Here is a 23,216-nt window from a genome sequence, read left to right on the forward strand (position 1 = left end):
GTCCTCGCACGGGCTCAGGCCAACGAAAAGGGCCCCTCGCGGGGCCCGTGTATCCTCAGGGAAAAGCTAGCGGGCGACGGCCCCGGGGTCAAATCGGTCCGGCCACGAGCCGGCCGACCGCCTCGGCCGTCTGGAACGCCATGCCGGCCGGGGGTGTCGCGCGGCGTGTGCATCCGCCGGAGCGTGCCCCAGTCCAGGCGCGACACCGTCAGCGCCTCGGCCCCGTCTGCGAGAGCGGCCGGCTGTCCACGTACGCCCAGAGCGGCTGCCGCCGCTCCCGGACCACCGGGCCGCGCCCGCGAGCGCCCCCGCCACCGAGGCAGACCAGCGCCCCCGCCGCGCTGTGCGAGACCACGTACAGCTTCCCTGGTCGTCGATGGTGTCGAGGTTGATCACCTCCACGCCGACCAGCTGCGGACCGTATTCCCGGGCGAAGATCCGCGCGCCCACCAGCCCGAACTCCTCCGCGCCGGTGACCAGGATGCCGACCCTCGGGCGGGGCGGCCTCCGCGGCCACCAGGGCCGCCAGGAGCCCGGTGCCATTGTCCCGGGCGCCCTGGCGACGTCCCGCGCAGCGCGCCCCGCGCCGCGAGCCCGCAGGCGCTGAGCGTCAGCACGGCGGCGTAGGCCACCGTGTCGCCCCCCAGCGGCCCCCGGATCCGGAGCACCGCCAGGACGGTGAGGGTGGCGATGGCGAGCGCCGCCACCACCACGGCCACCACCCGCCCGGCCATCGACTGGCCCTGGGCCTTGGTGTCGAGATGCGCCACGATCCACCGCCGCACCGGCGCGGTCCCGCGGGTGGCGATGAGGTTGGCGTCCTCGCGCACCCCGCCGCCGAGCGAGGACCAGCCCAGCGCCGTGCCGCGCACCAGCATGGCGAGCGCCCCGAGACCGGCCAGCCACGCGCCAAGCGCCGCCCACGGGGGGGCGCCGGGCACGGTGACGAGCGGGATCTGCAGCAGGGTGAGCCAGCCGAGGCCGGCGCCGAACATCGGGAGGGCGTTGAGGCTGGACGGGAAGAAGGAGAACGGCTGTTCCTCGACCCTGTATCCGAGCGCGCGGAGATGATCGGCCACCAGGCGCCGCGCGTGCGCCGCCGCCGGCGTGCCCGCCTCGCGCGGGGCATCGAGGACCAGGGCGATGAGTTCGCGCGCGCGCGCCACGCTCAGCGCGCCTTCTTCCGGCGGTCCCGGCTGGGCGGCTCGGCCTCGCCCCGCGCCGCCGCCTGCGCCGTCTCCTCCGTGATGAGTCCCTCCTTGACCAGGTCGGCCAGGTGCTGCTCGAAGGTCTGCATCCCGTGCTGGTCGCGGCCCTCCGCCATCAGCTTGCGGAGGTCGCCCCACTTCGCGGGGTCCTTGATGCAGGCGCGCACCTGCGGCGTCCCCACCAGGATCTCGATCGCCGCCACCCGCCCTTCCTCGTCGGTCTTGGGCAGCAGCTGCTGCGAGATGATGCCCTTGAGCGCCTCGGACAGGCGCACGCGGCCGATGTCGCGCTCGTCGGGCTGGAACATCGCCACCATCCGCTCGACCGTGGTCGGGACGTCGGGCGTCGGCATCGCCGAAATCACCAGGTGCCCCGTTTCGGCCGCCTTGACGGCGATATCCGCCGTCTCCGGGTCGCGCATCTCCCCGATCAGGATCACGTCGGGATCCTGGCGGAGCGCGGCGCGGAGCCCGATGGCCATGCTCGCGGTGTCCACCCCGACCTCGCGCTGGGTCACCGAGCAGTTGATGTCGCGGTGGAGGAACTCGATCGGGTTCTCGATGGTCACCACGTGCTTCTGCTTCGTGCGGTTGATGTGCTCGATGATGGCGGCCACCGTGCTCGTCTTGCCGCTGCCGCTGACGCCGGTCACCAGCACCAGGCCCCGCTCCAGGTCGGCCAGGGTCGACACCACCTCCGGAAGTCCCAGCGACTCGATGGAGGGCACCGCGAAGGGGATGACGCGCATCACGATCATGAACGACGAGCGCTGCCGCAGCACGTTGACCCGGAAGCGGCCGACCCCCGGCATCCCCCACGAGCAGTCGAAGTCGCGCAGCCGTTCGAGGTGCGCGCGGTCCTCCTCGCTCGGGATCAGCTTGTGGGCGATGGCCCGGGTCTGGTCCGGCGTGAGCCGCTGCTTGGTGAGCGGCACCAGGCGCCCGTTGATCCGGGCCCGGAACACGTCGCCCGCCTTGATGTGCAGGTCGGACGCCCCGCGCTCGACCGCCGCCTTGATGATCTTCTCCATGGAACCTCAGGCGCTCGGGTGGATGGGGGGCAGGAAGCCCATTCGGGACTTCACCTCGTCAAGCGTCTCCCGGGCCACGGCCCGGGCGCGCGCCGCGCCGTCGGCCAGCAGCGCGCGCACGGCACCCTCGTCGGCGCGCAACGCCGCGGCGCGCTCCCGGATGGGGGCGAGCGCGGCCGACATGTGCTCCGCGAGCACCCGCTTGCAGTCGAGGCAGCCCCATTCGGCGCCGCGGCACTTGCGGGCCACCTCCACCACCGTCTCGGGCGGGGAGAAGTGCTTGTGCAGCGTGTAGATGTTGCAGATGTCGAGTTGCCCGGTCCTTCTTCGTGACACGGGCCGGGTCGGTCACCGCCGGCCGGAGCTTCTGCCAGATCTCCTCGGGGGTGTCGAGCAGCCCGATCGTGTTGCCGAGGCTCTTGGACATCTTGGCCTGCCCGTCGAGCCCCAGGATGCGGCGCGCGGGCGTCAGGAGCGACGTGGGCTCCAGGAGGTAGTCCGTGCCGCCACCGTAGCTGGCGTTCCAGCGCCGCGCGATGACCCGCGCCAGCTCCAGGTGCTGCAGCTGGTCGTCGCCCACCGGCACCTGGTCGGCGCGATACAGCAGGATGTCGGCGGCCATCAGGATCGGGTAGTTGAAGATCCCGGCGGGAACGCTCTCCATCTTCTGCGATTTGTCCTTGAACTGCGTCATCCGCTCGAGCTCGCCGAGGGGGGTGACGGAATTCAGGAGCCACATCAACTCGGCGTGTTCCGGCACGTGCGACTGCACGAAGAGGGTGGCCCGCGCCGGGTCGATCCCGGCCGCCAGCAGCCCGATGGCCATGTCGAGGGTGCGCCGCTCCAGCGTCGCGGCGTCGTGCTGCCCGGTGATGGCGTGGAGGTCGACGATGGAAAAGAAGCACTCGTGGCGCCCCTGGAGGGCCACCCAGTTCTGGACGGCGCCCAGCCAGTTCCCGATGTGCAGGTCGCCGGAGGGTTGAATGCCGGAAAATATGCGGGGCATGCGGTAAGGTACTAACCCCGCATCAGTGCGGCAAGTGAATATCGGGGAATGACTTAGTGCTCCTGCTCTGCGACCCCTGCACCCTCCGGCGCCGCCTGCGTGAGGATCCGCGGGCCGTGGGCCGTGATCGCCACCGTATGCTCGAAATGGGCGGAGAGGCTGCCGTCGGCGGTCACCACCGTCCACTTGTCCGACAGCGTCTTGGTGACCGGGGAACCCATCGTGATCATCGGCTCGATGGCGATGGTCATCCCTTCGAGCAGCCGGGGCCCGCGCTTCGGGTTGCCGTAGTTCGGCACCTGCGGTTCTTCGTGGAATTGCGAGCCGATCCCGTGGCCCACCAGTTCGCGCACCACGCCGTACCCCGCCCCTTCCGCCACCGTCTGCACCGCGTGTCCGATGTCGCCGATGTGGTTGCCGATCCGCGCCGCGGCGATGCCGGCCACCAGGCTCTCCTGCGTCACGGCCAGGAGGCGCTCGGTGTCGGGGGAAATCTCTCCCACGCCGATGGTGGTGGCGGAATCGGCGTGGAGGCCGTCGAAATGGACGCCGACGTCGACGCTGACGATGTTCCCCTCGCGCAGCACCCGCTTCTTCGAGGGAATGCCGTGGACGATTTCCTGGTTGATGGAGGTGCAGAGCGTCTTCGGGAAGCCGTAGAGCCCCTTGAACGACGGCGTCGCGCCGTCGTGGCTGCGGATGAACGCCTCGGCCATCCGGTCGAGGTCCTCGGTGGACATGCCGGGGCGGGTCTCCCGGCGAAGGAGGTCGAGCACGGCATGGACGATGGCGCCCGCGTGGGCCATCGTCTCGACTTCGCGGGGCGACTTCAGGGTTATCACGTCCCCTGCTCCGCCAGCGCGCGGCGCACCCGGGTCGCGATGTCGTCCACCGGACCGACGGCAGGAATCCGGACCAGGTTGCCGCGCTGCTCGTACCAGGCCAGCACCGGTGCGGTCTGCTCGCGGTAACTCTGCAGGCGCATCGCCACCGCCTTCGGGTCGTCGTCGGCCCGTCCCTCGATGCCGCGCCGGCGCTCGATCCGCCCGAGAATTTCCGCGTCGGGCACATCGAAGAAGAGGACGGCGTTGAGCTTCCGGCCCCGGTCGCCCAGGAGCCGTTCCATCCCCTCGGCTTGCGGAATCGTCCGGACCACGCCATCGAAGATGACGCCGTTGGTTGCCGCAGGGTGGTCGAGCTCGTCCCGGATGACACCCAGGATGATGTCGTCGCTGACCAGCTTCCCCGCCTCCATGACCGCCTTGGCCTGCAGGCCCAGCGGAGTGCCGCGGCTCACCGCGTCGCGGAGGAGGTTGCCGGTCGCGAAGGTCGGCAGCCCCGTCGCCTCGGCCAGCAGGGCGCCCTGCGTGCCCTTGCCCGCCCCGGGGGGCCCCATCAGGAGGATGTCCATCTCCCCGCTCCCTTCCAAAAAAGGACTGAGGACCGAGGACTCTTTGTCCCCAGTCCTCGTCCGAGCATCTCGACCTGGTGTCGCGTCCTAGATGAAGCGCTGCTGGCGCCCCCGGAACTTGACGCGTCCCGACTTCATGAAGCCGTCGTACTTGCGGAGCTGGCGATGCTGTTCGATCTGCGACAGGGTGTCGAGCAGCACGCCGACCACGATCAGCACCGAGGTGCCGCCGAACTGCTGCTGGACGCCGATCTTGGCGCTGAGGAAGATCGGGATGAGCGCCACCGCGGCGAGGAAGATCGCGCCGGGCAGGGTGATCCGCACCAGCACGTCGTCGATGTAGTCGGCGGTGCTGGCGCCCGGCTTCACGCCGGGGATGAATCCGCCCTGCTTCTTCAGGTTTTCCGCCACGTCCACCGAGTTGAAGATGATGGAGGTGTAGAAGTAGCTGAACAGGAGCGTCATGAGCGCAAAGATGATGGCGTACGGCAGGCTGCCGGGGTTGAAGAACCCCGCCACGTCGCGCAGCAGCGGGCTCTTGGTAAAGCTCGCCAGCGTGCCCGGGACGATGATGATCGTCTGGGCGAAGATGATCGGCATCACGCTCGCGGTCAGGAGCCGGATCGGGATGAACGTCTTCTGGCCCTCGCGAATCCGTCCGCGGCCCATGACCTTGCGGGGAATCTGGATCGGAATCCGGCGCGCCGCGATCGTCATGGCCGCCGTCGCCGCCACGATGGCGATGAGCGCGGCCAGGTAGAAGACGGCGCCGATCGGCGACACCACGCTGCCCTTGATGAGCGACACGAGCTGCAGCATGCCCGGCCAGAGCCGCTCGAGTATCGAAAAGGTGATGAGGAGGCTCATCCCGTTGCCGATGCCCCGCTCGGTGATCTGTTCGCCGAGCCACATCACGAAGATGGCGCCGGTGGTGAGCGTCACCACCATCACCATGCGCGAGACGAAGTTCGGGTTGGCCACCGCCCCCGGAATCGACTCGGTGAAGAGCGTAAAGGTGTAGGCCTGGGCGAAGGAGATGAACACCGTGGCGTACCGGGTCCACTGCGTGATCGTCTTCCGGCCTTCCTCCTCCTTCTGCATCTTCGCGATGGTCGGGACGACGCCGCCGACCAGCTGGAAGATGATCGAGGCGGAGATGTACGGCATGATGCCGAGGGCGAAGACCGTCGCGCGCGACAATCCGCCGCCCAGCATGTCGTACAAGCCGAAGAACCCGGCGGCGGCCGAGTTCCGGATGAAGTCTGAGAGGGCCTGGACGTTGACCCCCGGGGCGGCGATGTGCGCGCCGATCCGGTAGATCACCAGGGCCAACAGGGTGAACAGGAGCTTCCGCTTCAGCTCCGGATCAAACGAGAAGGTCGGAGTGTTGGGAGCAGTCACTTACGCCTCAACGCTGCCGCCGGCCGCCTCGATCTTGGCGCGAGCCGCGGCAGACACCGGAATGCCACGGACGGCGTAGGCCCGAGCGGCCTCGCCGGTGCCGAGGATCTTGACCACCTGCTCCGCGTTCTTGATCAGCCCGGCCTCCGTCAGCGTCTCGGGGGTGACGTCTCCGCCCGCCACCGCCGCGAGGCGGGCCAGGTTGATCGGCACCGCGGTCACCTTGAACGGATTCGTGAAGCCGCGCTTCGGCAGCCGCCGGTACATCGGCATCTGGCCGCCCTCGAAGCCCGGGTTGGTCGAGCCGCCGGTGCGGGCCTTGTGCCCCTTGTGGCCCTTGCCCGAGGTCTTGCCAATCCCGGAGCCGGGCCCGCGCCCAATCCGCTTGCGCGACTGGGTGGAGCCGGCCGCCGGCTTCAGGTTCGACAGGGTGACCGACGGGGTCGCCACTTCCTTCGCCTTCGCCTTCGCCATCACGCCTCCTGCGCCGGCGTCACCTCAACGAGGTGCCGCACCTTGAAGAGCATCCCGCGGACCGAAGCCGAGTTCTCGAGCTCGACGGTCTGCTGGTGATGCCGAAGCCCGAGCGAGGCCAGCGTCCGCCGCATGGTATCGGCGTGGCCGATGCCGGAACGGATCTGCTTGACCGCGATGCGCTTCGCCGTCTTTTCGTCTGGAATCGTCGCGGCGTGGTGCTTGGGTCCCTGCCGTCCGACGACGGGATTGCGTCCCATGGCTCAGCCCTCCTGGCGCGGCTTGTAGCCGATGTCGCTGACTTCGATGCCCCGCTCACGCGCCACCTGGCGCACCGACACGAGCCGGGAGAGGGCGTCCATCGTGGCGCCGACCATGTTATGGGGATTCGGGGAGCCGAGGCTCTTGGTCAGAATGTCGGTGATCCCGGCGCAGGCCAGCACCATCCGGATCGGGCCGCCCGCGATGACACCGGTACCGGCGGAGGCCGGCTTGAGCAGCACCCGTCCGGCGCCGTGCTCGCCGATGATTTCGTGCGGGATCGTGGCGCCCGTGCGGGGCACCTCGATCATGTTCCGCTTGGCGGCGTCCACCGCCTTGCGGACCGCCTCGGAGACCTCGTTGGCCTTGCCGGTCGCGACGCCCACCTTGCCCTTGCCGTCGCCGACGGCCACGAGCGCGTTGAACGAGAAGCGCCGGCCGCCCTTGACGACCTTGGCCACGCGGTTGATCGCCACCACGTTCTCGACGTGATCGCTGCTCCGGTCCCGGTCGCGGTCGCGCCGGGGACCCCGGTCGCGGTCGTTGCGCCCGCCGCGGCCCCGCCGCTGCGGCTGCGCCGCCTGCTCGGCGGGCGCCTCGGTGGTGGTGCCGGGGACTGCTGCCTGTTCGTCAGCCATGCTAGAACTCCAGTCCGCCGGCGCGCGCGCCGTCGGCGACCGCTTGCACGCGGCCATGGTATCGGTAACCTGCCCGGTCGAACACCACCGAGGTGATGCCCGCGGCCTTTGCCTTCTCCGCAATGAGCTTCCCGACGGCCTTGGCGCGGGCCACCTTGCCCGTGCCCTCGACCGCGATCCCCTCGCTGTTGTCCGTCACGCCGAGAATCGTCACGCCGAGGTCGTCGTTGACCAGCTGGGCGGAGATGTGCTTGAGCGACCGGAAGACCACCAGCCGCGGACGCTCCAGCGTGCCGGCGACCTTCTGCCGGACGCGGAGGTGGCGGCGGTAGCGCTGTTCCCGGCGCGTCTTGGGTGCGTGAATCGCGCGCATGCCTACTTCGCTCCTGTCTTGCCGGCCTTGCGCCGGACCTGCTCGCCCTGGTAACGGATGCCCTTGCCCTTGTAGGGCTCGGGCGGCCGGACGGACCGGATCTCGGCGGCGACCTGCCCGACGAGTTCCTTGCTCGCGCCCTGGATCCGCACCAGCGTGTTGTTTTCGACCGTGATCTTGATCCCCTCCGGCGCCTTGAAGGCCACCTGGTGGGACAGGCCGACGATGAGATTGATGCCGTAGGGCTTCATCTCCGCCTTGTACCCGACGCCCTGGAGTTCCAGGACCTTCTGGTACCCGGCGGTGACGCCCTCGACCATGTTGGCCACGAGCGTGCGGGTCAGGCCGTGCAGCGCCTTGTGCCGCTTCTCGTCGCTGGGCCGCTCGACGGTGACGTGCCCGTCCGCCTGGGCCACGATCATGTCGCGGGGGAGGTCCCGGGACAGCTCGCCCTTGGGCCCCTTGACCGCGATATGGTTGCCCTTGAGGGCCACGGTGACGCCGGAGGGCACGGGCACCGGGCGCTTGCCGATACGTGACATGGCGCCTCCTACCAGACGACGGCGAGGAGCTCGCCGCCGAGGTTGGCGGTGCGCGCCTGCCGGTCCGTCATGAGGCCCTTGGGCGTCGAGACGATGGCCATGCCGAGGCCGTTCTTGACCCGCGGGAGGTCGCGGCACTTCACGTACTGCCGGAGCCCCGGGGTCGAGACGCGCCGCAGCTCCCGGATGACCGGCAGCTCGTTGTGGTACTTGAGGTAGAGCCGCAGCACGCCGCGACCGCCATCCTCGAGCACCTTGCACTCGGCGATGTAGTGATTCTCGAGAAGCAGACGCGCCAGCTCGACCTTGAGCTTGGACGTCGGCACATCGACTCGCCGGTGGCCCGCGGAGCAGGCGTTCCGGATGCGAGTCAGCATATCCGCGACGGGATCTGTCATGCTCATGTTACTTGCGTCCCCTTACCAACTGGCCTTGCGCACGCCCGGGATTTCCCCCTTCAGCGCGAGCTCTCGAAAGCAGATTCGGCAGAGGCCGAACTTGCGCAGGACTGCCCGTGACCGCCCGCACCGTGCACACCGGCGGACGGCGCGCACCTTGAACTTGGGCGTGCGCTTGGCTCGTTCAATCCAACTGGTCTTTGCCATCGTTTCTCCTGGTGGCGCCGCGCAGGGCGCCGGGGTTTCACGCCATCGGGACCGGCGTCTCGCCGCGGAACGGCCAGCCGAGCTCGCGAAGAAGCGCCATTGCCAGGTCATCCCGCCCGGCGTTCGTCACCACCGTGATGTCCATCCCGTGGATCTTCTCGACCTTGTCGTAGTCGATCTCGGGGAAAATCAACTGCTCCTTGATGCCGGTCGTGTAGTTGCCCCGGCCGTCGAAGCTCTTGTTCGCCAGCCCGCGGAAGTCCCGGACCCGCGGCACCGCGATCGAGATGAACCGGTCGAGGAACTCGTACATCCGCGCGCCCCGCAAGGTGACCGAGGCGCCGACCGGCACCCCGGCCCGGAGGCCGAAGTTGGCGATCGACTTCTTGGCGCGGGTGATGACCGGCTTCTGCCCGGTGATCTGCGCGAGCTCCGACACCACCGCGTCCAGCAGCTTCGGGGTCTTGCTCGCCTCGCCCATGCCGACGTTCAGGACCACCTTCGTGATCCGGGGCACCTGCATCGGGTTCGCGATGCCAAACTGCTGCACCAGGCGCGGACGAACCGTCGTCTCGTAGTACGTCTGCAGCCGGGGCGTACCCTCGGCGGCCTTCGGCGCCGCGTCGGTGGCGCCGACGGCGGCCTTCTCCTTGCCCGCCTTCGCCGCGCCACCCGCCTTCGGGGCCTTCTCCTTCGTGGTCGCCATCTTACCTGCTCCTCGGAATCGGCTGCCCGGACTTCACGGCAAGGCGCTCGACCGTCCCGTCGGTGTCGCGGCGCCGGCGCACGCGCGTCGGCTCACCGCTCTTGGGGTCGATCAGCATGGTCTTCGAGTGATGGATCGGCGCCGGGAACTCGATGATCCCCCCCTCGGTGTTCTGCGTGGCGCGGCGGTGCCGCTTGACCACGTTCACCCCGTCGACCGTCACGCGGCCCGTCTTCGGGTACACGCGGAGCACCTTCCCCCGCTTCCCCTTGTCGTCGCCCGAGACGACCTGGACGGTGTCGCCCTTGGTGATCGGCATCGAGTGGCGGACCACCGGCTTCTGCCGGACCCGCTTGGCCTTCTTGTATACGAGCGGCTTCATGTTACAGGACCTCCGGCGCCAGCGAGACGATCTTCATGTAACGCTTCTCGCGGAGCTCGCGCGCCACGGGACCGAAGATGCGGGTGGCCCGCGGCTCGCCCTTGTCATCGATCAGGACCGCGGCGTTCTCGTCGAACCGGATGTAGGAGCCGTCCTTGCGGCGGGTCTCCTTCGCGGTGCGCACGATGACCGCCTTGGCCACGTCGCCCTTCTTCACCTGGCCGGTCGGGATGGCGTCCTTGATGGCCACCACCACGGTGTCGCCGAGGCCCGCGTAGCGGCGCCGGCTCCCGCCGAGGACGCGGATCACCAGCGCCTTGCGAGCGCCGGAATTGTCCGCGATTCTGAGAATGCTCTCTTGCTGAACCATGTGTTCCTCGTTACGTGGGCTACTTGGCCCGCTTGACGATCTCGGTCACGCGCCAGTTCACGGTCTTGGCAAGCGGCCGCGTTTCCATCAGGCGGACGGTGTCCCCCACCTTCGCGCCGTGCTCATCCCGCGCCTTCACCGTGATGGTCCGGGTCATCATCTTCCCGTAGACCGCGTGCGCAAAACGCCGGGTCAGCGTGACGGTGACCGTCTTCTGCATCTTGTCGCTCTTGACGACGCCGGTGCGGGTCTTCCGCTGCAGGCGGGTCGTCGCGGTGGTCTCTTCAGCCATGATGTGCCCTTACGAATTGGTCGTGCGCGAGCGCAGGACCGTCAGAATCCGCGCGGTGTCCCGGCGCAACGTCCGGAACCGCATCGGGTTGTCAATCGACTCACTCGCCGACCGGAAGCGCAGCCGGAACCGCTCTTCCTTCAGCTCCGCGAGCTTGGCCTTCAGCTCGTCGTCGGACAGGTCCCGCAATTCAGTCGCGTTCATTGCCTAGATCTCCTCGCGCTTGACGAAGCGCGTGCGCACCGGCAGCTTGGCCTGGGCCAGCGCCAGGGCCTTCCGCGCCAGCTCCTCGGTCACCCCTTCGACCTCGAAGAGCACCCGGCCCGGCCGCACCACGGCCACCCAGCCCTCGGGATTGCCCTTCCCCTTGCCCATGCGCGTCTCGGCCGGCTTCTTCGTGATCGGCTTGTCCGGAAAGATCCGGATCCACACCTTGCCGCCGCGCTTCATTTCACGGGTCATGGCGACACGCGCCGCCTCGATCTGCCGGTTCGTGATCCAGCCCGGATCGAGCGTCTTGATGGCGAACTCGCCGAACGACACCGCAATGCCACGCGAGGCGATGCCCTTGGTCCGGCCCTTGAACGTCTTGCGAAACTTCACCCGCTTCGGTGCCAGCATGGTCCTCAGGCCCCCGTGCTGTAGGTGCGGCCGGTCATTTCCTCGACCACCTCACCCTTGAAGATCCAGACCTTGATCCCGATCGTGCCGTAGGTCGTCTTGGCCGTCGAGGTCGCGTAGTCGATGTCCGCCCGCAGCGTGTGGAGCGGCACCCGGCCCTCGCGGTACCCCTCGGTCCGCGCGATTTCCGACCCGCCGAGGCGGCCCGAGACCCGCACGCGGATCCCCTGGGCGCCCATCCGCATGGCGCTCTGCACCGCGCGCTTCATGGCGCGGCGGAACGAGATGCGCTGCACCAGCTGGTGCGCGATGTTGTCGGCCACCAGCTGCGACGCGATCTCGGGCCGCTTGATCTCCTCGACGTTGATCGCGGCTTCCTTGCCGGTCAGCTGCGCCAGCTCGTCGCGCAGCTTGTCCACCTCCGCGCCGCGCTTGCCGATGACCACGCCCGGACGCCCGGTGTGCACCGTCACGGTCACCTTGCCCGGCTTCCGCTCGATGTGGATGTCGGCGATGGCCGCGTGCCCGAGGCGCGCCCGCAGGTACTTCCGGATCAGCTCGTCTTCCTTGAGCAGCGCCGGCATGTCCTTGGTGGCAAACCAGCGGGACCGCCACGGCTGGACGATGCCGAGCCGGAAACCGATCGGATGGGTCTTCTGCCCCATTAGATGCTCCCCTTCGTGGCCACGTGAATCGTCACATGGCTGGTCCGCTTGCGGATCGGGGTCGCGCGGCCCTGTGCCGCGGCGGTGAACCGCTTGAGCGGCTGCCCCATGTCCACCATCGCCTTCGACACGTAGAGCGCGTCCACGTCGAACGCCTCGTTGTCCCGCAAGGCGAGCTGCTCGGCGTTCGAGACCGCCGACTTCAGCGTCTTCTCGATTTGCCGCGCCGCCAGCTTCTTGTTGAACTTGAGGATCGCGTACGCCTCGTTCACGTCCTTGCCGCGGATCAGGTCCGCGACGAGACGCATCTTCTGGGGCGACTGGCGCACCAGCCGCTGAATCGCTGTGCCTGGCATCGTCACTCCGGCTTGGCCTTCTTGTCCGCCACGATCTTGCCGCTGTGGCCGCGGAACAGTCGCGTGGGCGAGAATTCGCCCAGCTTGTGCCCCACCATGTTTTCCGTCACGTACACCGGCACGAACTTGTTGCCGTTGTGGACGGCGAAGGTGTGCCCCACGAACTCGGGCAGGATCGTGCTCGCCCGGCTCCAGGTCTTCACGACCTTCTTCTCGTTTTTCTGGTTCAGGGCCTCGACCTTCAGGAGCAGTGCGTCCTGGACGAACGGGCCCTTCTTGATGCTACGTGCCATGTCTGAATCCCCAGTGGCCTACTTCGTGGCCTTGCCGCGGCGACGGCCGCGCACGATGTGCTTGGTGGACGCCTTCTTGTGGTGCCGTGTCTTCTTGCCTTCGGCCTTGCCCCACGGCGAGACCGGCGGACGGCCGCCCGACGACTTGCCCTCGCCGCCACCCAACGGGTGGTCGACCGGGTTCATCGCGACGCCGCGGACGCTCGGCTTGATGCCGAGCCAGCGGCTCTTGCCGGCCTTGCCGACCGACAGCAGCTCGTGCTCGGAGTTGCCGACTTCGCCGATCGTGGCCATGCACCGACCGTGAATCCGCCGCACCTCGGTCGACTTGAGGCGGAGCGTCACGTAATCGCCTTCCTTGGCCACCACCTGGCAGCCCGACCCGGCCGAGCGCGCCATCTGGCCGCCCTTCCCGATCTTGAGCTCCACGTTGTGCACCATCGTGCCGAGCGGCACTTCGGAGAGCGGCACCGCGTTGCCGAGCCGGATGTCCGCGCCCGGGCCCGACATCACCGCGTCGCCCTGCTTCAGGCCGGTCGGATGCAGGATGTAGCGCTTCTCGCCGTCGGCGTACACCAGCAGCGCGATGCGCGCCGTCCGGTTCGGGTCGTACTCGATTTCCGCCACCTTGGCCGGAATCCCGAACTTGTTGCGCTTGAAGTCGATCTTCCGGTACTGGCGCTTGTGCCCGCCGCCGATGTGCCGGACGGTCAGGTGCCCCTTGTTGTTCCGGCCACCGCTCTTCGGAAGCGGCTCGACCAGGGACTTCTCCGGCGTGCCGCGCGTGATCTCGTCGAACCCGGAGACCGAGCGGAACCGCGTGCCGGCCGTCATCGGGCGAAACTGTCGAATGGTCATTGGCTCAGCCCTCGAATACCGGAAGCGTCTCGCCGTCCTTGAGGACGACGATGGCCTTCTTCCACCGGGCGGTCGCGCCCCGCGTGCGGCCCCGGGTCACCTCGTGCCGCCGCATCTGCATGGTGCGGACGTCGGTGGCGGTGACGCCGAACAACTTCAGGAGCGCATCCCGGATCTGGTACTTGTTCGCGTCGGGATGCACGTGAAACGCGTATTCCTTGCGCGCCTGGTAGGCCGCCGAGCTCTTCTCGGTGATCAGCGGCTTGACGATCACTTCATGCAGGGCGGGCATTTACTCGCTGCCTTTCTTCTTCGGCTCGGCCTTGCGGGCGGTGCTGCGCCGCGCGCCGGCCTTCGGGGCCTTGACCTTGGGCGCCTTCGCCTTCGGCGCCGCCTTCTTCTTCGGGGCCGCCTTGGCCTTGGCCGCCTTGGCCACCTTCGGCTTGGCCGCCTTCTTGGTCGTCTTCGGGGCGGCCGCCGCGTCGGTCGCGGTGCTCACCTCGCCGCCCAGCGCGCCCTGCTCCACCACCAGCGCGTCCGCCCACAGGATGTCGTAGGCCGAGGCGTCGGTGTACGGCAGCACGCCGGCGCGCGGCAGGTTCCGGGCGCTCAGGTAGGCCGCGGTGTTGATGCCGTGCGTCAGCACGAGGACCTTCCGGCCCTCGAACCCGAGCTTGCCGAGGAGCGCCGTCATTTCCTTCGTCTTGGGCGACGCAAAATCCAGCCGCTCCACCACCGCCAGCAGGCCGTCGGCCGCGCGGGCGTTGAGCGCCGACTTCCGCGCCAGCTGGCGCACCTTCTTCGGGATGCCGGTGCGGTAATCGCGCGGGACTGGCGCGAACGCCACGCCACCGCCCCGCCAGTGCGGAGCCCGCGTGGTGCCCTGCCGCGCGCGACCGGTGCCCTTCTGCTTCCAGGGCTTCTGGTTGCCGCCCGACACTTCCGCCCGGGTCTTGGCCTTCTGCGTGCCCTGGCGCTGGTTGTTCAGGTACACCTTCACGGCCTCGTGGAGGACCGGCTGGTGCACCGTACCGTCAAAGGTCTCGGCCGGCAGGGCAAACGGCGTCTTCAGCTTGGCGCCTGCGGCGGAATACAGCGGAGCCTCAATCATGGCGGCTCTTGCCTCCCTGCTTGGAGACGGTCACGATGCCGTTCTTCGACCCGGGAATGGCCCCGCGCACGAAGAGGAGATTCCGTTCGGCATCCACCTGCACGACCGTCAGGCCGAGCTCGGTGTGACGTGCCGCGCCATGGTGGCCCGGCATCTTCTTGCCCTTGATGACGCGGGACGGATTGGTGCCCGGCCCGATGGAGCCCGGCTTCCGGTGCCGCGTGTTGCCGTGGGACGCCGGGCCGCCGCCGAAGCCGTGGCGCTTGACCACGCCCTGGAAGCCCTTGCCCTTGGTGGTGCCGGTCACCTTGACCCGCTCGCCCGCCGCGAAGATCTCGACCGTCACGGTCGAGCCCGCCGCCGGCACGGTGTCACCCGCCACGTCGAATTCCCGGATGATCCGGGGCGCCACCTCGAGCCCCGCCGCCTTCGCGTGCCCGAGTTCCGCCTGGCTCGCGTTCTTCGTCTTCTGCGCGCCGAAGCCCAGCTGCACCGTGCCGGTCTTGACCTGCACCACCTGGCAGGGGCCCGCCTCGATCACCGTCACCGGTGTCGCGGTGCCGTCCTCGGCGAAGAGCCTCGTCATGCCGAGCTTCCGGCCAATGAGTCCGTTCGTCATGGCTACTGGACCTTGATCTCGACGTCCACGCCGGCCGGGAGGTCGAGCTTCGTCAGCGCGTCCACCGTCTGCGGGCGAGAGTCGTTGATGTCGAGCAGGCGCTTGTGAGTCCGGAGCTCGAACTGCTCCCGGCTCTTCTTGTCCACGTGCGGGCTGCGCAGCACTGTCCACCGCTCGATCTTCATCGGGAGGGGGATCGGCCCGGACACCTGGGCGCCGGTCTTTTCCGCCGTGCGCACGATGTCCGCCGCGGCCTGGTCCAGCACCACGTGGTCGAACGCCTTCAGGCGAATGCGAATCTTCTGGGCCATGACTCTCTCGTTTCTGGTAGAGGCCGCGGGCAGCGCCCGCGGCTTGCCGTGTAGCTGCTTACTTCAGGATCTTGGTGACGACGCCCGCGCCGACGGTCCGGCCACCCTCGCGGATGGCGAAGCGGAGGCCTTCATCCATGGCGATCGGGGTGATCAGTTCCACCTTGACGCCGATGTTGTCGCCCGGCATGACCATCTCCACGCCGGCCGGCAGCTCAACGGAACCGGTCACGTCGGTGGTCCGGAAGTAGAACTGGGGACGGTACCCCTTGAAGAACGGGGTGTGCCGGCCGCCCTCTTCCTTGCGGAGCACGTACACTTCGGCCTCGAAGTGGGTGTGCGGGGTGACGGAACCCGGCTTGGCCAGGACCATGCCGCGCTCGATGTCGTTCTTTTCCACGCCGCGGAGCAGGAGGCCGACGTTGTCGCCCGCCTGGCCGTCGTCGAGGAGCTTCCGGAACATCTCGACGCCCGTGACGACCGTCTTCTTCTCGGACCCGAAGCCGACCAGCGCGACTTCCTCGCCGACCTTGATCTTGCCGCGCTCGATACGGCCCGTGGCCACCGTGCCGCGGCCGGTGATCGAGAAGACGTCCTCGACCGGCATCAGGAACGGCTTCTCCACGTCGCGCACCGGCTCGGGGATGAAGGTGTCGAGCGCGTTGTAGAGCTCGTCCATCTTCGCGAGATAGGTGGCGTCGCCCTCGATGGCCTTCATGGCCGAGCCGCGGATGACCGGCGTGTCGTCGCCCGGGTACTGGTAGGCGCTGAGGAGCTCGCGCACCTCGAGCTCGACCAGGTCGAGGAGCTCTTCGTCGTCCACGAGGTCGCACTTGTTCAGGAACACGACGATCGAGGGCACGTTCACCTGGCGGGCCAGGAGGATGTGCTCGCGGGTCTGGGGCATCGGGCCGTCGGTGGCCGACACCACCAGGATGGCGCCGTCCATCTGCGCCGCGCCGGTGATCATGTTCTTCACGTAGTCGGCGTGCCCGGGGCAGTCGACGTGCGCGTAGTGACGATTCTCGGTCTCGTACTCGACGTGCGAGGTGGCGATCGTCAGGATCTTGGTGGAGTCACGCCGCCCCTGCGACTCGGAGGCCTTGGCCACCTCGTCGTACGGGATGTACTTGGTGCCCCAGCCGCGATCGTGCGACACCTTGGTCAGCGCCGCCGTCAGGGTGGTCTTCCCGTGGTCGACGTGGCCGATGGTGCCCACGTTCACGTGCGGCTTCTTCCGCTCAAATTTTGCCTTCGCCATGGCTCGCTATCCTGTCGAGATGTGGGGAGTCCGCTGAGTGCCTCTCGGCCTCAGCCTTTCTGTTGCTTCGTGATAATGCCTTCAGCAATGCTCTTCGGCACTTCTTCGTAATGGTCAAACTGCATCGAGTAGACCGCGCGCCCCTGCGTCATGCTGCGGAGCGTGGTGGAGTACCCGAACATTTCCGACAACGGGACATCCGCGGCCACCACCTGCGCGTCGCCGCGCTGGGTCATGCCGCCAATCTTGCCACGCCGGCTCGACAGGTCGCCGATGACGTCGCCCAGGAAGTCCGAGGGGCTCACCACCTCGACCTCCATGACCGGCTCCAGCAGGACGGGATGCGCCTGGCGCGCCGCTTCCTTCACGGCCATCGAGCCGGCGATCTTGAACGCCATTTCGCTCGAGTCGACGTCGTGGTAGCTGCCGTAGACCAGCGTCACCTTCACGTCCACCATCGGGTAACCGGCCAGCACGCCGCCCTCGAGGGCCTCGCGGATGCCTGCCTCCACCGGCTTGATGAACTCCCGGGGAATGACGCCGCCGACGATCTTGTCCTCGAAGACGAAGCCCTGGCCGACGTCGGCCGGCTCCGCGTGGATGACGACGTGGCCGTACTGGCCCTTGCCGCCCGACTGCCGGATGAACTTGCCCTCGATGTTCTCGACCCGCTTCCGGATCGTCTCGCGGAAGGCCACCTGCGGCTTGCCGACGTTGGCCTCGACCTTGAACTCGCGCTTCATGCGGTCCACGAGGATTTCCAGGTGGAGCTCGCCCATGCCCGCGATGATCGTCTGGCCGGTCTCGACGTCGGTCCGGACCCGGAACGTCGGGTCCTCTTCCTGCAGCTTCTGCAGGGCGATGGTCAGCTTGTCCTGGTCCGCCTTCGTCTTCGGCTCGATGGCCACGTCGATGACGGGGTTCGGGAACTTCATCGCCTCGAGGATGATCGGCTTCTCTTCATCCGAGAGCGTGTCGCCCGTCCGGGTGTCCTTCAGGCCGATCGCCGCGCCGATGTCGCCCGCCCACACTTCCTCGATCTCTTCCCGCTTGTTCGCGTGCATCTGGAGCAACCGCCCCACCCGCTCGCGCTTGTCCTTCGTGCTGTTGTACACGTAGCTGCCCGACTTCAGCGAGCCCGAGTACACCCGGAAGAAGGTCAGCCGGCCGACGTACGGGTCGGTGGCCACCTTGAAGGCCAGCGCCGAGAACGGCTCGTCGTCCTTCGCCGAGCGGAACGCGGGGGTGTCATCGTGCAGCGGGAGGTGCCCCTGCACCGGCTTGACGTCCTCCGGGCTCGGCAGGTAGTCGATCACCGCGTCGAGCAGCGCCTGCACGCCCTTGTTCTTGAACGAGGCGCCGCAGAGCACCGGGACGATCGAGCCGTTGCAGGTGGCCTTGCGGATCGCGACGGTGATCTCCTCCATCGAGAGCTCCTCGCCCGCCAGGTACTTCTCCATCAGCACGTCGTCGGACTCGACCGCCGCCTCGATCACCTCGTGCCGGGCCTGCTCGACGCGCTCCTTGAAGGCGTCGGCCACCGGCATCTCGGTGAAGGTCTTGCCCAGGTTCGCCTCGTCGAAGATGTACTCGACCCGGCGCAGCACGTCGATGTGGCCGGTGAACGTCTCGCCCGAGCCGACCGGCAGCTGGAGCGGGAAGGCGCGCTTGGTCAGGCGGTTCCGGATCATGGTCAGGCAGCGGTCGAAATCGGCGCCGACCCGGTCCATCTTGTTCGCGAAGATGATCCGCGGCACGCCGTACCGGTCGGCCTGGCGCCAGACGGTCTCCGTCTGCGGCTCCACGCCCGCCACCGAGTCGAGCAGGGTCACCGCGCCGTCGAGCACCCGGAGCGAGCGCTCGACCTCGACCGTGAAGTCGACGTGGCCCGGGGTGTCGATGATGTTGATCCGGTGCGTGATGCCGTTGCGGATCCAGAAACAGGTCGTGGCGGCGGAGGTGATGGTGATGCCCCGCTCCTGCTCCTGCTCCATCCAGTCCATGGTGGCCGCGCCCTCGTGCACTTCACCGATCTTGTAGTTCTTGCCGGTGTAGTAGAGGATACGCTCGGTCGTAGTCGTCTTCCCGGCATCAATGTGGGCCATGATGCCGATGTTCCGGTACAGTTCGAGCGGTGTTTGACGCGACATACGGTCCCTGTCTCTGGTCTCTATTCAGCGAAAAAGCGGGGCGACCGAGCCGGGCAGATGCCCGTGGTATCGCTCCGCGCACGTCCGGGCATTCGCCCGAGACGAGGAATCTCTAGGACTCCCTCGCAGTTTCGTCGGAAGACCAGAGGTGGCAGGCGGTCTCGCCGCCGTCACATGGTCCGATTGTTGGCGAACACCAGGTTCGCCACTTCACCCAGCTGCTCTATGCGCCTACCAGCGGTAGTGCGCGAACGCCCGGTTGGCCTCGGCCATGCGGTGCGTGTCTTCCTTCTTCTTGATGGTGCTGCCCTCGCCCTTGGCGGCCAGGATCAGCTCCGCGGCCAGCCGCTCCGCCATCGTCTTCTCGGTGCGGTCCCGGGCGTACCCGATGATCCACCGCATGGCCAGCGCGCCGCGACGGTCCGGACGGACCTCGACCGGCACCTGGAGCGAGGCGCCACCGACGCGGCGGCTCTTCACTTCGAGCGCCGGCTTGGCGTTGTTGACCGCCTGCTTGAAGACCGTGACGCCCGGCTGCCCGGTGCGCTCTTCGATCAGGTCCATGGCGGTGTAGAAAATGCCTTCCGCCGTGCTCTTCTTGCCGTCGTTCATCAGGTTGTTGACGAACTTGCTGACCGTCTGGCTGTCGTAGCGCGGATCGGGCGGCACCGGCCGCTTGACCGCGGAATTCCGGCGGCTCACTTGGCCCCTCCGGCCTTCGGACGCTTGGCGCCGTACTTCGAGCGCGACTGGCGGCGATCATTGACGCCGGCGGTGTCGAGGCTGCCCCGCACGATGTGATAGCGCACGCCCGGCAAGTCCTTCACGCGGCCGCCGCGGATCAGCACGATCGAGTGTTCCTGCAGGTTGTGCCCTTCGCCGGGGATGTAGGCGATGACTTCAAACCCATTCGTGAGACGCACCTTCGCGACCTTGCGGAGCGCGGAGTTCGGCTTCTTCGGCGTCGTGGTGTAGACGCGGGTGCAGACGCCACGCCGGAGGGGATTCCTCTTGAGCGCGGGCGACTTGCCCTTGTAGACCGGCGTCTTGCGACCGTTCCGGACGAGTTGGTTGATAGTCGGCATACCCTGCACTTGTTCGTGGTCAGAATAAAATGGCCGCAAACCGCGGCAGACACCAAAGATAGAGGGCGTTCAGGTGGGAGTCAAGGGAGGGGGTCCAGGTCAGGAACGGGTCGGCCCCGCCCCCTCTGCCGACGGCAGCACGGAGAGGAACGGGGCCGTATCCTGTTGTCCAGCAATTAGTTGGTACCTAGGGCAGACAATCCTACCGCACCCTTGTAATCCTCCCCCTGGCGTCGATGGCCTTGAGGGTCCAGTCGGGCGCCCCCTCGACGAGCCGCAGGCCCCCCGCGTCGCCTGCCCGCAGGTTGGTTCCGTTCACCGTGTACGGGTCGGCGTTGGCGTAGCTGGTCGTGTACCCGGCGTCGGCGAGCGAACCCACCGTGATGGTGCTCAGCGGGTTCGCGATCAGGCTGATGTAGCCGGTCATCAGCTCCTTGCCCATGACCGACTCCCGCCAGTGCCCGTACGCCGTCCCCGGCCCTCCCGTGGCCTCAACGGGGACGGGAATCCCCCCGTACACGCCGCCGCCGTTCGCGTTGAACTGCGCGATGGCGGTCGTTCCGCTGAAGTAGGGATCGGCCGTCTGGTCGCCAACCAGCAGCGACGGGGCCTGTTTCCACAGCGTCCCGATGCCGATCACGTGCCCCATCTCGTGCAGGATGGTCGCCTGGAAGAGACCGGCCGTCTCGAGATTCGCCACGTCCGCCGTGTCGAACTTCATCTGGCCGATCAGGGAGAGCTTGGTGCCGCTGCGGATGTAGCAGGGGCCCGCCGACCCCAGGATATTGCTCGGGCCGTCGATGGAGTCGAGGGTGACGAAGATGAGGATGTCGTCGATGACCTCATTGAGGGCCGGCGAGTTGTCGCCGCACGAAGCGGCCGGAACGCCGGCGGCGTTGACGTCGGTCAGGTCGCCGGTGATGATCGTGCTCCACCGGGTGGCGGCGGCTTCGAAGACCGCCTGGCGCGACGGCGAGAGGGCCGTCAGGTAGCGCAGGGTGACGTTGTAGTTGCTGACCACCGCCGTGGCCGTGGCGTTGAAGGTCACCGAGGCCGGTGTGGTGCCGGCCACCGACGCGGTGGCAGTCTGCCCGCCGATCGTACCGCCCAGGGTCCAGGAGACCGTCGCCAGGCCCGTGGCCGAGGTGACCGACGTGGGCGCGGAGACCGATCCGCCACCCGTCGCCGCCGCCCAGTTGACCGTCACGCCCGAGACCGGGTTGGTGTAGGCGTCGGTCACCAGCACCACGAGCCCCGCCGGCAGCGGCGAACCTGCCACGGCCGACTGGTTGTCGCCGGACGAGATGGCAAGCGTCGCTGCCGGTCCGGCCGTGGCCGACGCCGTGAAGTTGACCGGCGACCCGGCCAGCCCCGCGGCGGTCGCGGTCGCGGACTGGTTCCCCGTACCGGCCACCGTGCCGATCGTCCAACCCGATGTCGCGATGCCGGAGGCATTCGTCATCGACGATGCCACGGCGGTCGCCCCGCTCCCGGCGCCGGCGGCCCAGTTGACCGTGGCGCCCGCGACCGGATTGTCGTACTGGTCGCTGACCAGGACGGCAAGCGGATTCGACAACGCCGTGCCGACGACCGCAGTCTGCGCATTACCCGAACTCAGTGCGATCTTGGAGGCCGCGCCCGCCACGACGCTGGCGGTGAAGGTGATCGGCGAGTTCGTCAGGCCGGCCACCGCCGCCGTGACGGTCTGATTGCCGGTTCCCGCGGCGGTGCCGACGGTCAGCGTCATCGACGCCTCGCCCGCCGCATCCGTGACGGCGGTGGCCGCCGCGACGGACCCGCCGCCGGCCGTCACCTGCCAGTTCACGACGACCCCGGCCACGGGTGCGTTGGCGGCGTCCTCCACCACGACCACGAACGGCTGGGCCAAGGCCTGCCCCGCCGTCCCCGTCTGCCCGTCACCAGAAACCAGTGCCATCTGCGTCGGAGGCGCCGTCGCGCTCGCCACAAAGGCCACCGGCGAGCCGGTGAGCCCGGCAGAACTCGCGCTCAAGCCCTGGTTGTTGGACCCGGGCGTGGCGCCGAGCGTCCATCCGACGGAGGCGATGCCCGAGGCGTCGGTGACACTCGAGGCCGCCGAGGGCGTTCCGCCGCCGGCCGTCACGGCCCAATCGACGGTCACGCCCTGCACCGGCACGCCGCTGGCCCCAGGCGTCTTCACCAGGACGGAGGGCATGGTGGCCACGGCGGTCCCCGCAACGGCAGACTGGTTGTCGCCGCCGTTGATGGCCAGCGTGCCGGCCGTCAGCGCCGCGGTGGCCGTGAACATCACGTTGGCCCCGCCCGCCAGCGACGCGCGCAGCATCTGCAGGTCGGCGCCGACCAGCGGTCCGAGGGTCCAGCCGATGGAGGCCTCGCCCGCGGCATCGGTCATCGAGGTCCCTGCGCTCACTGATCCGCCGCCACCCATGACCGTCCACGTCACCGTCGCCCCGGCCACCGGATTGTTGTTGGCGTCCTGGACCGTGACGGTCGGGGCCTGGGCCACCGCCGCACCCACCTCGCCGGTCTGCGCGTTCCCTGCCGAGGCGCCGATCTGGGTTGCCGAGCCGGCCGTGGCCGAGGCCGTGAAGGTCACCGGGGATCCGGTCAGCCCCGACACCGAGGCCGTCGCGGTGTGGGACCCCACACCGGCCATCGGACCGAGCGTCCACGTCGTGGCCGCCTCACCCTGCGCGTTGGTCGTCACGCTCGCTGCGGCGACGCTCCCGCCGCCGGCGGTCACCGCAAAGGCCACAGACACATTCGCCATGACGGCGCCGTTCTGGTCCGTCACCTTGACCGTGATCGGGTTGGCCAGTGCCGCGCCGGCGGTGGCCGTCTGCGCGTCGCCCGATACGAGGGCGAGGGTCGTAGCGACAGGCGTGGGCGCCGTGCCACCGTTCCCGCTGTCCGAGCAGTTCACATTCGTCAGTCCGACGGCCACGACGGCGGCCAGGATGCCAGCGCGATTCAGCGTCATGAGGGGGCTCCTGAACTTCGGCGGAGAATCGAGGGTGTTGCCAGAGGCGCCCGCGGGAGGAGCCCGGCAACATGGATAAATCATACTGCACCGAAGATCCCCAAAGCGCCAGACCAGGCACCCGGATACACGGCGCCCCGGCGGGATCGATTCCGGCCGGGGCGCATGCGAGCGGTGGCGGTCTGCCCGCGCCATGAGTCGGGCCG

Annotated in this window: 33 protein-coding genes; all 33 read right to left on the reverse strand. The window is 68.5% G+C overall.

Annotation, left to right across the window (positions count from 1 at the left end):
* Positions 1-208 precede the first annotated feature (208 nt).
* Complete coding sequence (locus R2910_03665; protein MEZ4412066.1) at positions 209-355, reverse strand: hypothetical protein; 147 nt, start codon at positions 353-355, stop codon at positions 209-211.
* Between the two features lie 37 nt (positions 356-392).
* Positions 393-1,166, reverse strand: coding sequence for a hypothetical protein (locus tag R2910_03670; protein MEZ4412067.1), 774 nt, complete (start codon positions 1,164-1,166; stop codon positions 393-395).
* A gap of 2 nt (positions 1,167-1,168) precedes the next feature.
* Positions 1,169-2,239, reverse strand: a complete 1,071-nt coding sequence (locus R2910_03675; protein ID MEZ4412068.1) for a PilT/PilU family type 4a pilus ATPase — start codon at positions 2,237-2,239, stop codon at positions 1,169-1,171.
* A gap of 58 nt (positions 2,240-2,297) precedes the next feature.
* Positions 2,298-3,245, reverse strand: a complete 948-nt coding sequence (gene trpS, locus R2910_03680) for a tryptophan--tRNA ligase (GenBank protein ID MEZ4412069.1) — start codon at positions 3,243-3,245, stop codon at positions 2,298-2,300.
* A 53-nt stretch (positions 3,246-3,298) separates the two neighbouring features.
* Positions 3,299-4,087 carry a type I methionyl aminopeptidase gene (map, locus tag R2910_03685; protein MEZ4412070.1) on the reverse strand — a complete coding sequence of 263 codons (789 nt, stop codon included), beginning with the start codon at positions 4,085-4,087 and terminating at the stop codon, positions 3,299-3,301.
* Positions 4,084-4,656, reverse strand: a complete 573-nt coding sequence (locus R2910_03690) for an adenylate kinase (GenBank protein ID MEZ4412071.1) — start codon at positions 4,654-4,656, stop codon at positions 4,084-4,086. Before R2910_03690 ends, map begins: the two co-directional genes overlap by 4 nt.
* An 87-nt stretch (positions 4,657-4,743) precedes the next feature.
* Entirely contained in the window at positions 4,744-6,057 is a 1,314-nt protein-coding gene (gene secY, locus R2910_03695; GenBank protein ID MEZ4412072.1) for a preprotein translocase subunit SecY, read from the reverse strand.
* The gene (rplO, locus tag R2910_03700; protein ID MEZ4412073.1) at positions 6,058-6,531 is read right to left on the reverse strand and encodes a 50S ribosomal protein L15; all 474 of its coding nucleotides are present in this window, start codon (positions 6,529-6,531) and stop codon (positions 6,058-6,060) included.
* Positions 6,531-6,791, reverse strand: a complete 261-nt coding sequence (rpmD, locus tag R2910_03705; GenBank protein MEZ4412074.1) for a 50S ribosomal protein L30 — start codon at positions 6,789-6,791, stop codon at positions 6,531-6,533. Before rpmD ends, rplO begins: the two co-directional genes overlap by 1 nt.
* Positions 6,792-6,794: 3 nt before the next feature.
* Entirely contained in the window at positions 6,795-7,430 is a 636-nt protein-coding gene (gene rpsE, locus R2910_03710) for a 30S ribosomal protein S5 (GenBank protein MEZ4412075.1), read from the reverse strand.
* Between the two features lies 1 nt (position 7,431).
* Entirely contained in the window at positions 7,432-7,803 is a 372-nt protein-coding gene (gene rplR / locus R2910_03715) for a 50S ribosomal protein L18 (GenBank protein MEZ4412076.1), read from the reverse strand.
* Positions 7,804-7,805: 2 nt separating this feature from the next.
* On the reverse strand, positions 7,806-8,345 hold the full coding sequence (rplF, locus tag R2910_03720; protein MEZ4412077.1) for a 50S ribosomal protein L6: 540 nt from the start codon (positions 8,343-8,345) through the stop codon (positions 7,806-7,808).
* Positions 8,346-8,353: 8 nt separating this feature from the next.
* Positions 8,354-8,749 (reverse strand): 30S ribosomal protein S8, encoded by a 396-nt coding sequence (rpsH, locus tag R2910_03725; GenBank protein MEZ4412078.1) that lies wholly within the window; start codon positions 8,747-8,749, stop codon positions 8,354-8,356.
* A 15-nt stretch (positions 8,750-8,764) separates the two neighbouring features.
* On the reverse strand, positions 8,765-9,061 hold the full coding sequence (locus R2910_03730) for a type Z 30S ribosomal protein S14 (protein ID MEZ4412079.1): 297 nt from the start codon (positions 9,059-9,061) through the stop codon (positions 8,765-8,767).
* The gene (gene rplE, locus R2910_03735) at positions 8,988-9,656 is read right to left on the reverse strand and encodes a 50S ribosomal protein L5 (protein ID MEZ4412080.1); all 669 of its coding nucleotides are present in this window, start codon (positions 9,654-9,656) and stop codon (positions 8,988-8,990) included. Before rplE ends, R2910_03730 begins: the two co-directional genes overlap by 74 nt.
* A gap of 1 nt (position 9,657) precedes the next feature.
* The gene (gene rplX, locus R2910_03740; GenBank protein ID MEZ4412081.1) at positions 9,658-9,975 is read right to left on the reverse strand and encodes a 50S ribosomal protein L24; all 318 of its coding nucleotides are present in this window, start codon (positions 9,973-9,975) and stop codon (positions 9,658-9,660) included.
* 64 nt (positions 9,976-10,039) lie between these two features.
* Complete coding sequence (gene rplN / locus R2910_03745) at positions 10,040-10,408, reverse strand: 50S ribosomal protein L14 (GenBank protein MEZ4412082.1); 369 nt, start codon at positions 10,406-10,408, stop codon at positions 10,040-10,042.
* A 19-nt stretch (positions 10,409-10,427) separates the two neighbouring features.
* On the reverse strand, positions 10,428-10,700 hold the full coding sequence (rpsQ, locus tag R2910_03750; protein ID MEZ4412083.1) for a 30S ribosomal protein S17: 273 nt from the start codon (positions 10,698-10,700) through the stop codon (positions 10,428-10,430).
* A gap of 9 nt (positions 10,701-10,709) precedes the next feature.
* Positions 10,710-10,904: a 50S ribosomal protein L29 gene (gene rpmC / locus R2910_03755; GenBank protein MEZ4412084.1), complete on the reverse strand. Its 195-nt coding sequence runs from the start codon at positions 10,902-10,904 to the stop codon at positions 10,710-10,712.
* 3 nt (positions 10,905-10,907) lie between these two features.
* Positions 10,908-11,321: a 50S ribosomal protein L16 gene (rplP, locus tag R2910_03760; protein MEZ4412085.1), complete on the reverse strand. Its 414-nt coding sequence runs from the start codon at positions 11,319-11,321 to the stop codon at positions 10,908-10,910.
* A 5-nt stretch (positions 11,322-11,326) separates the two neighbouring features.
* A complete protein-coding gene (rpsC, locus tag R2910_03765; GenBank protein ID MEZ4412086.1) occupies positions 11,327-11,986 on the reverse strand; it encodes a 30S ribosomal protein S3 in 660 nt (219 codons plus the stop codon).
* Positions 11,986-12,342, reverse strand: a complete 357-nt coding sequence (gene rplV / locus R2910_03770; GenBank protein ID MEZ4412087.1) for a 50S ribosomal protein L22 — start codon at positions 12,340-12,342, stop codon at positions 11,986-11,988. Before rplV ends, rpsC begins: the two co-directional genes overlap by 1 nt.
* Positions 12,343-12,344: 2 nt before the next feature.
* Positions 12,345-12,635: a 30S ribosomal protein S19 gene (gene rpsS, locus R2910_03775; protein MEZ4412088.1), complete on the reverse strand. Its 291-nt coding sequence runs from the start codon at positions 12,633-12,635 to the stop codon at positions 12,345-12,347.
* An 18-nt stretch (positions 12,636-12,653) separates the two neighbouring features.
* Entirely contained in the window at positions 12,654-13,493 is an 840-nt protein-coding gene (gene rplB / locus R2910_03780; GenBank protein ID MEZ4412089.1) for a 50S ribosomal protein L2, read from the reverse strand.
* Positions 13,494-13,497: 4 nt separating this feature from the next.
* Positions 13,498-13,785: a 50S ribosomal protein L23 gene (gene rplW, locus R2910_03785; GenBank protein MEZ4412090.1), complete on the reverse strand. Its 288-nt coding sequence runs from the start codon at positions 13,783-13,785 to the stop codon at positions 13,498-13,500.
* A complete protein-coding gene (rplD, locus tag R2910_03790) occupies positions 13,786-14,604 on the reverse strand; it encodes a 50S ribosomal protein L4 (protein MEZ4412091.1) in 819 nt (272 codons plus the stop codon).
* Positions 14,597-15,223, reverse strand: coding sequence for a 50S ribosomal protein L3 (gene rplC / locus R2910_03795; GenBank protein ID MEZ4412092.1), 627 nt, complete (start codon positions 15,221-15,223; stop codon positions 14,597-14,599). Before rplC ends, rplD begins: the two co-directional genes overlap by 8 nt.
* Positions 15,224-15,225: 2 nt before the next feature.
* Positions 15,226-15,534, reverse strand: a complete 309-nt coding sequence (rpsJ, locus tag R2910_03800) for a 30S ribosomal protein S10 (GenBank protein ID MEZ4412093.1) — start codon at positions 15,532-15,534, stop codon at positions 15,226-15,228.
* Between the two features lie 58 nt (positions 15,535-15,592).
* Positions 15,593-16,795: an elongation factor Tu gene (gene tuf / locus R2910_03805; GenBank protein MEZ4412094.1), complete on the reverse strand. Its 1,203-nt coding sequence runs from the start codon at positions 16,793-16,795 to the stop codon at positions 15,593-15,595.
* A gap of 50 nt (positions 16,796-16,845) precedes the next feature.
* Positions 16,846-18,945, reverse strand: coding sequence for an elongation factor G (gene fusA, locus R2910_03810; GenBank protein MEZ4412095.1), 2,100 nt, complete (start codon positions 18,943-18,945; stop codon positions 16,846-16,848).
* 231 nt (positions 18,946-19,176) lie between these two features.
* The gene (rpsG, locus tag R2910_03815; protein MEZ4412096.1) at positions 19,177-19,647 is read right to left on the reverse strand and encodes a 30S ribosomal protein S7; all 471 of its coding nucleotides are present in this window, start codon (positions 19,645-19,647) and stop codon (positions 19,177-19,179) included.
* Positions 19,644-20,030 (reverse strand): 30S ribosomal protein S12, encoded by a 387-nt coding sequence (gene rpsL / locus R2910_03820; protein MEZ4412097.1) that lies wholly within the window; start codon positions 20,028-20,030, stop codon positions 19,644-19,646. The genes rpsG and rpsL overlap by 4 nt, the downstream gene beginning before the upstream one ends.
* A gap of 202 nt (positions 20,031-20,232) precedes the next feature.
* Positions 20,233-23,010 (reverse strand): Ig-like domain-containing protein, encoded by a 2,778-nt coding sequence (locus tag R2910_03825; GenBank protein ID MEZ4412098.1) that lies wholly within the window; start codon positions 23,008-23,010, stop codon positions 20,233-20,235.
* Positions 23,011-23,216: the final 206 nt, after the last annotated feature.

The organism is Gemmatimonadales bacterium (assembly GCA_041390145.1).
Classification (GTDB): Bacteria; Gemmatimonadota; Gemmatimonadetes; order Gemmatimonadales; family GWC2-71-9; genus SPDF01.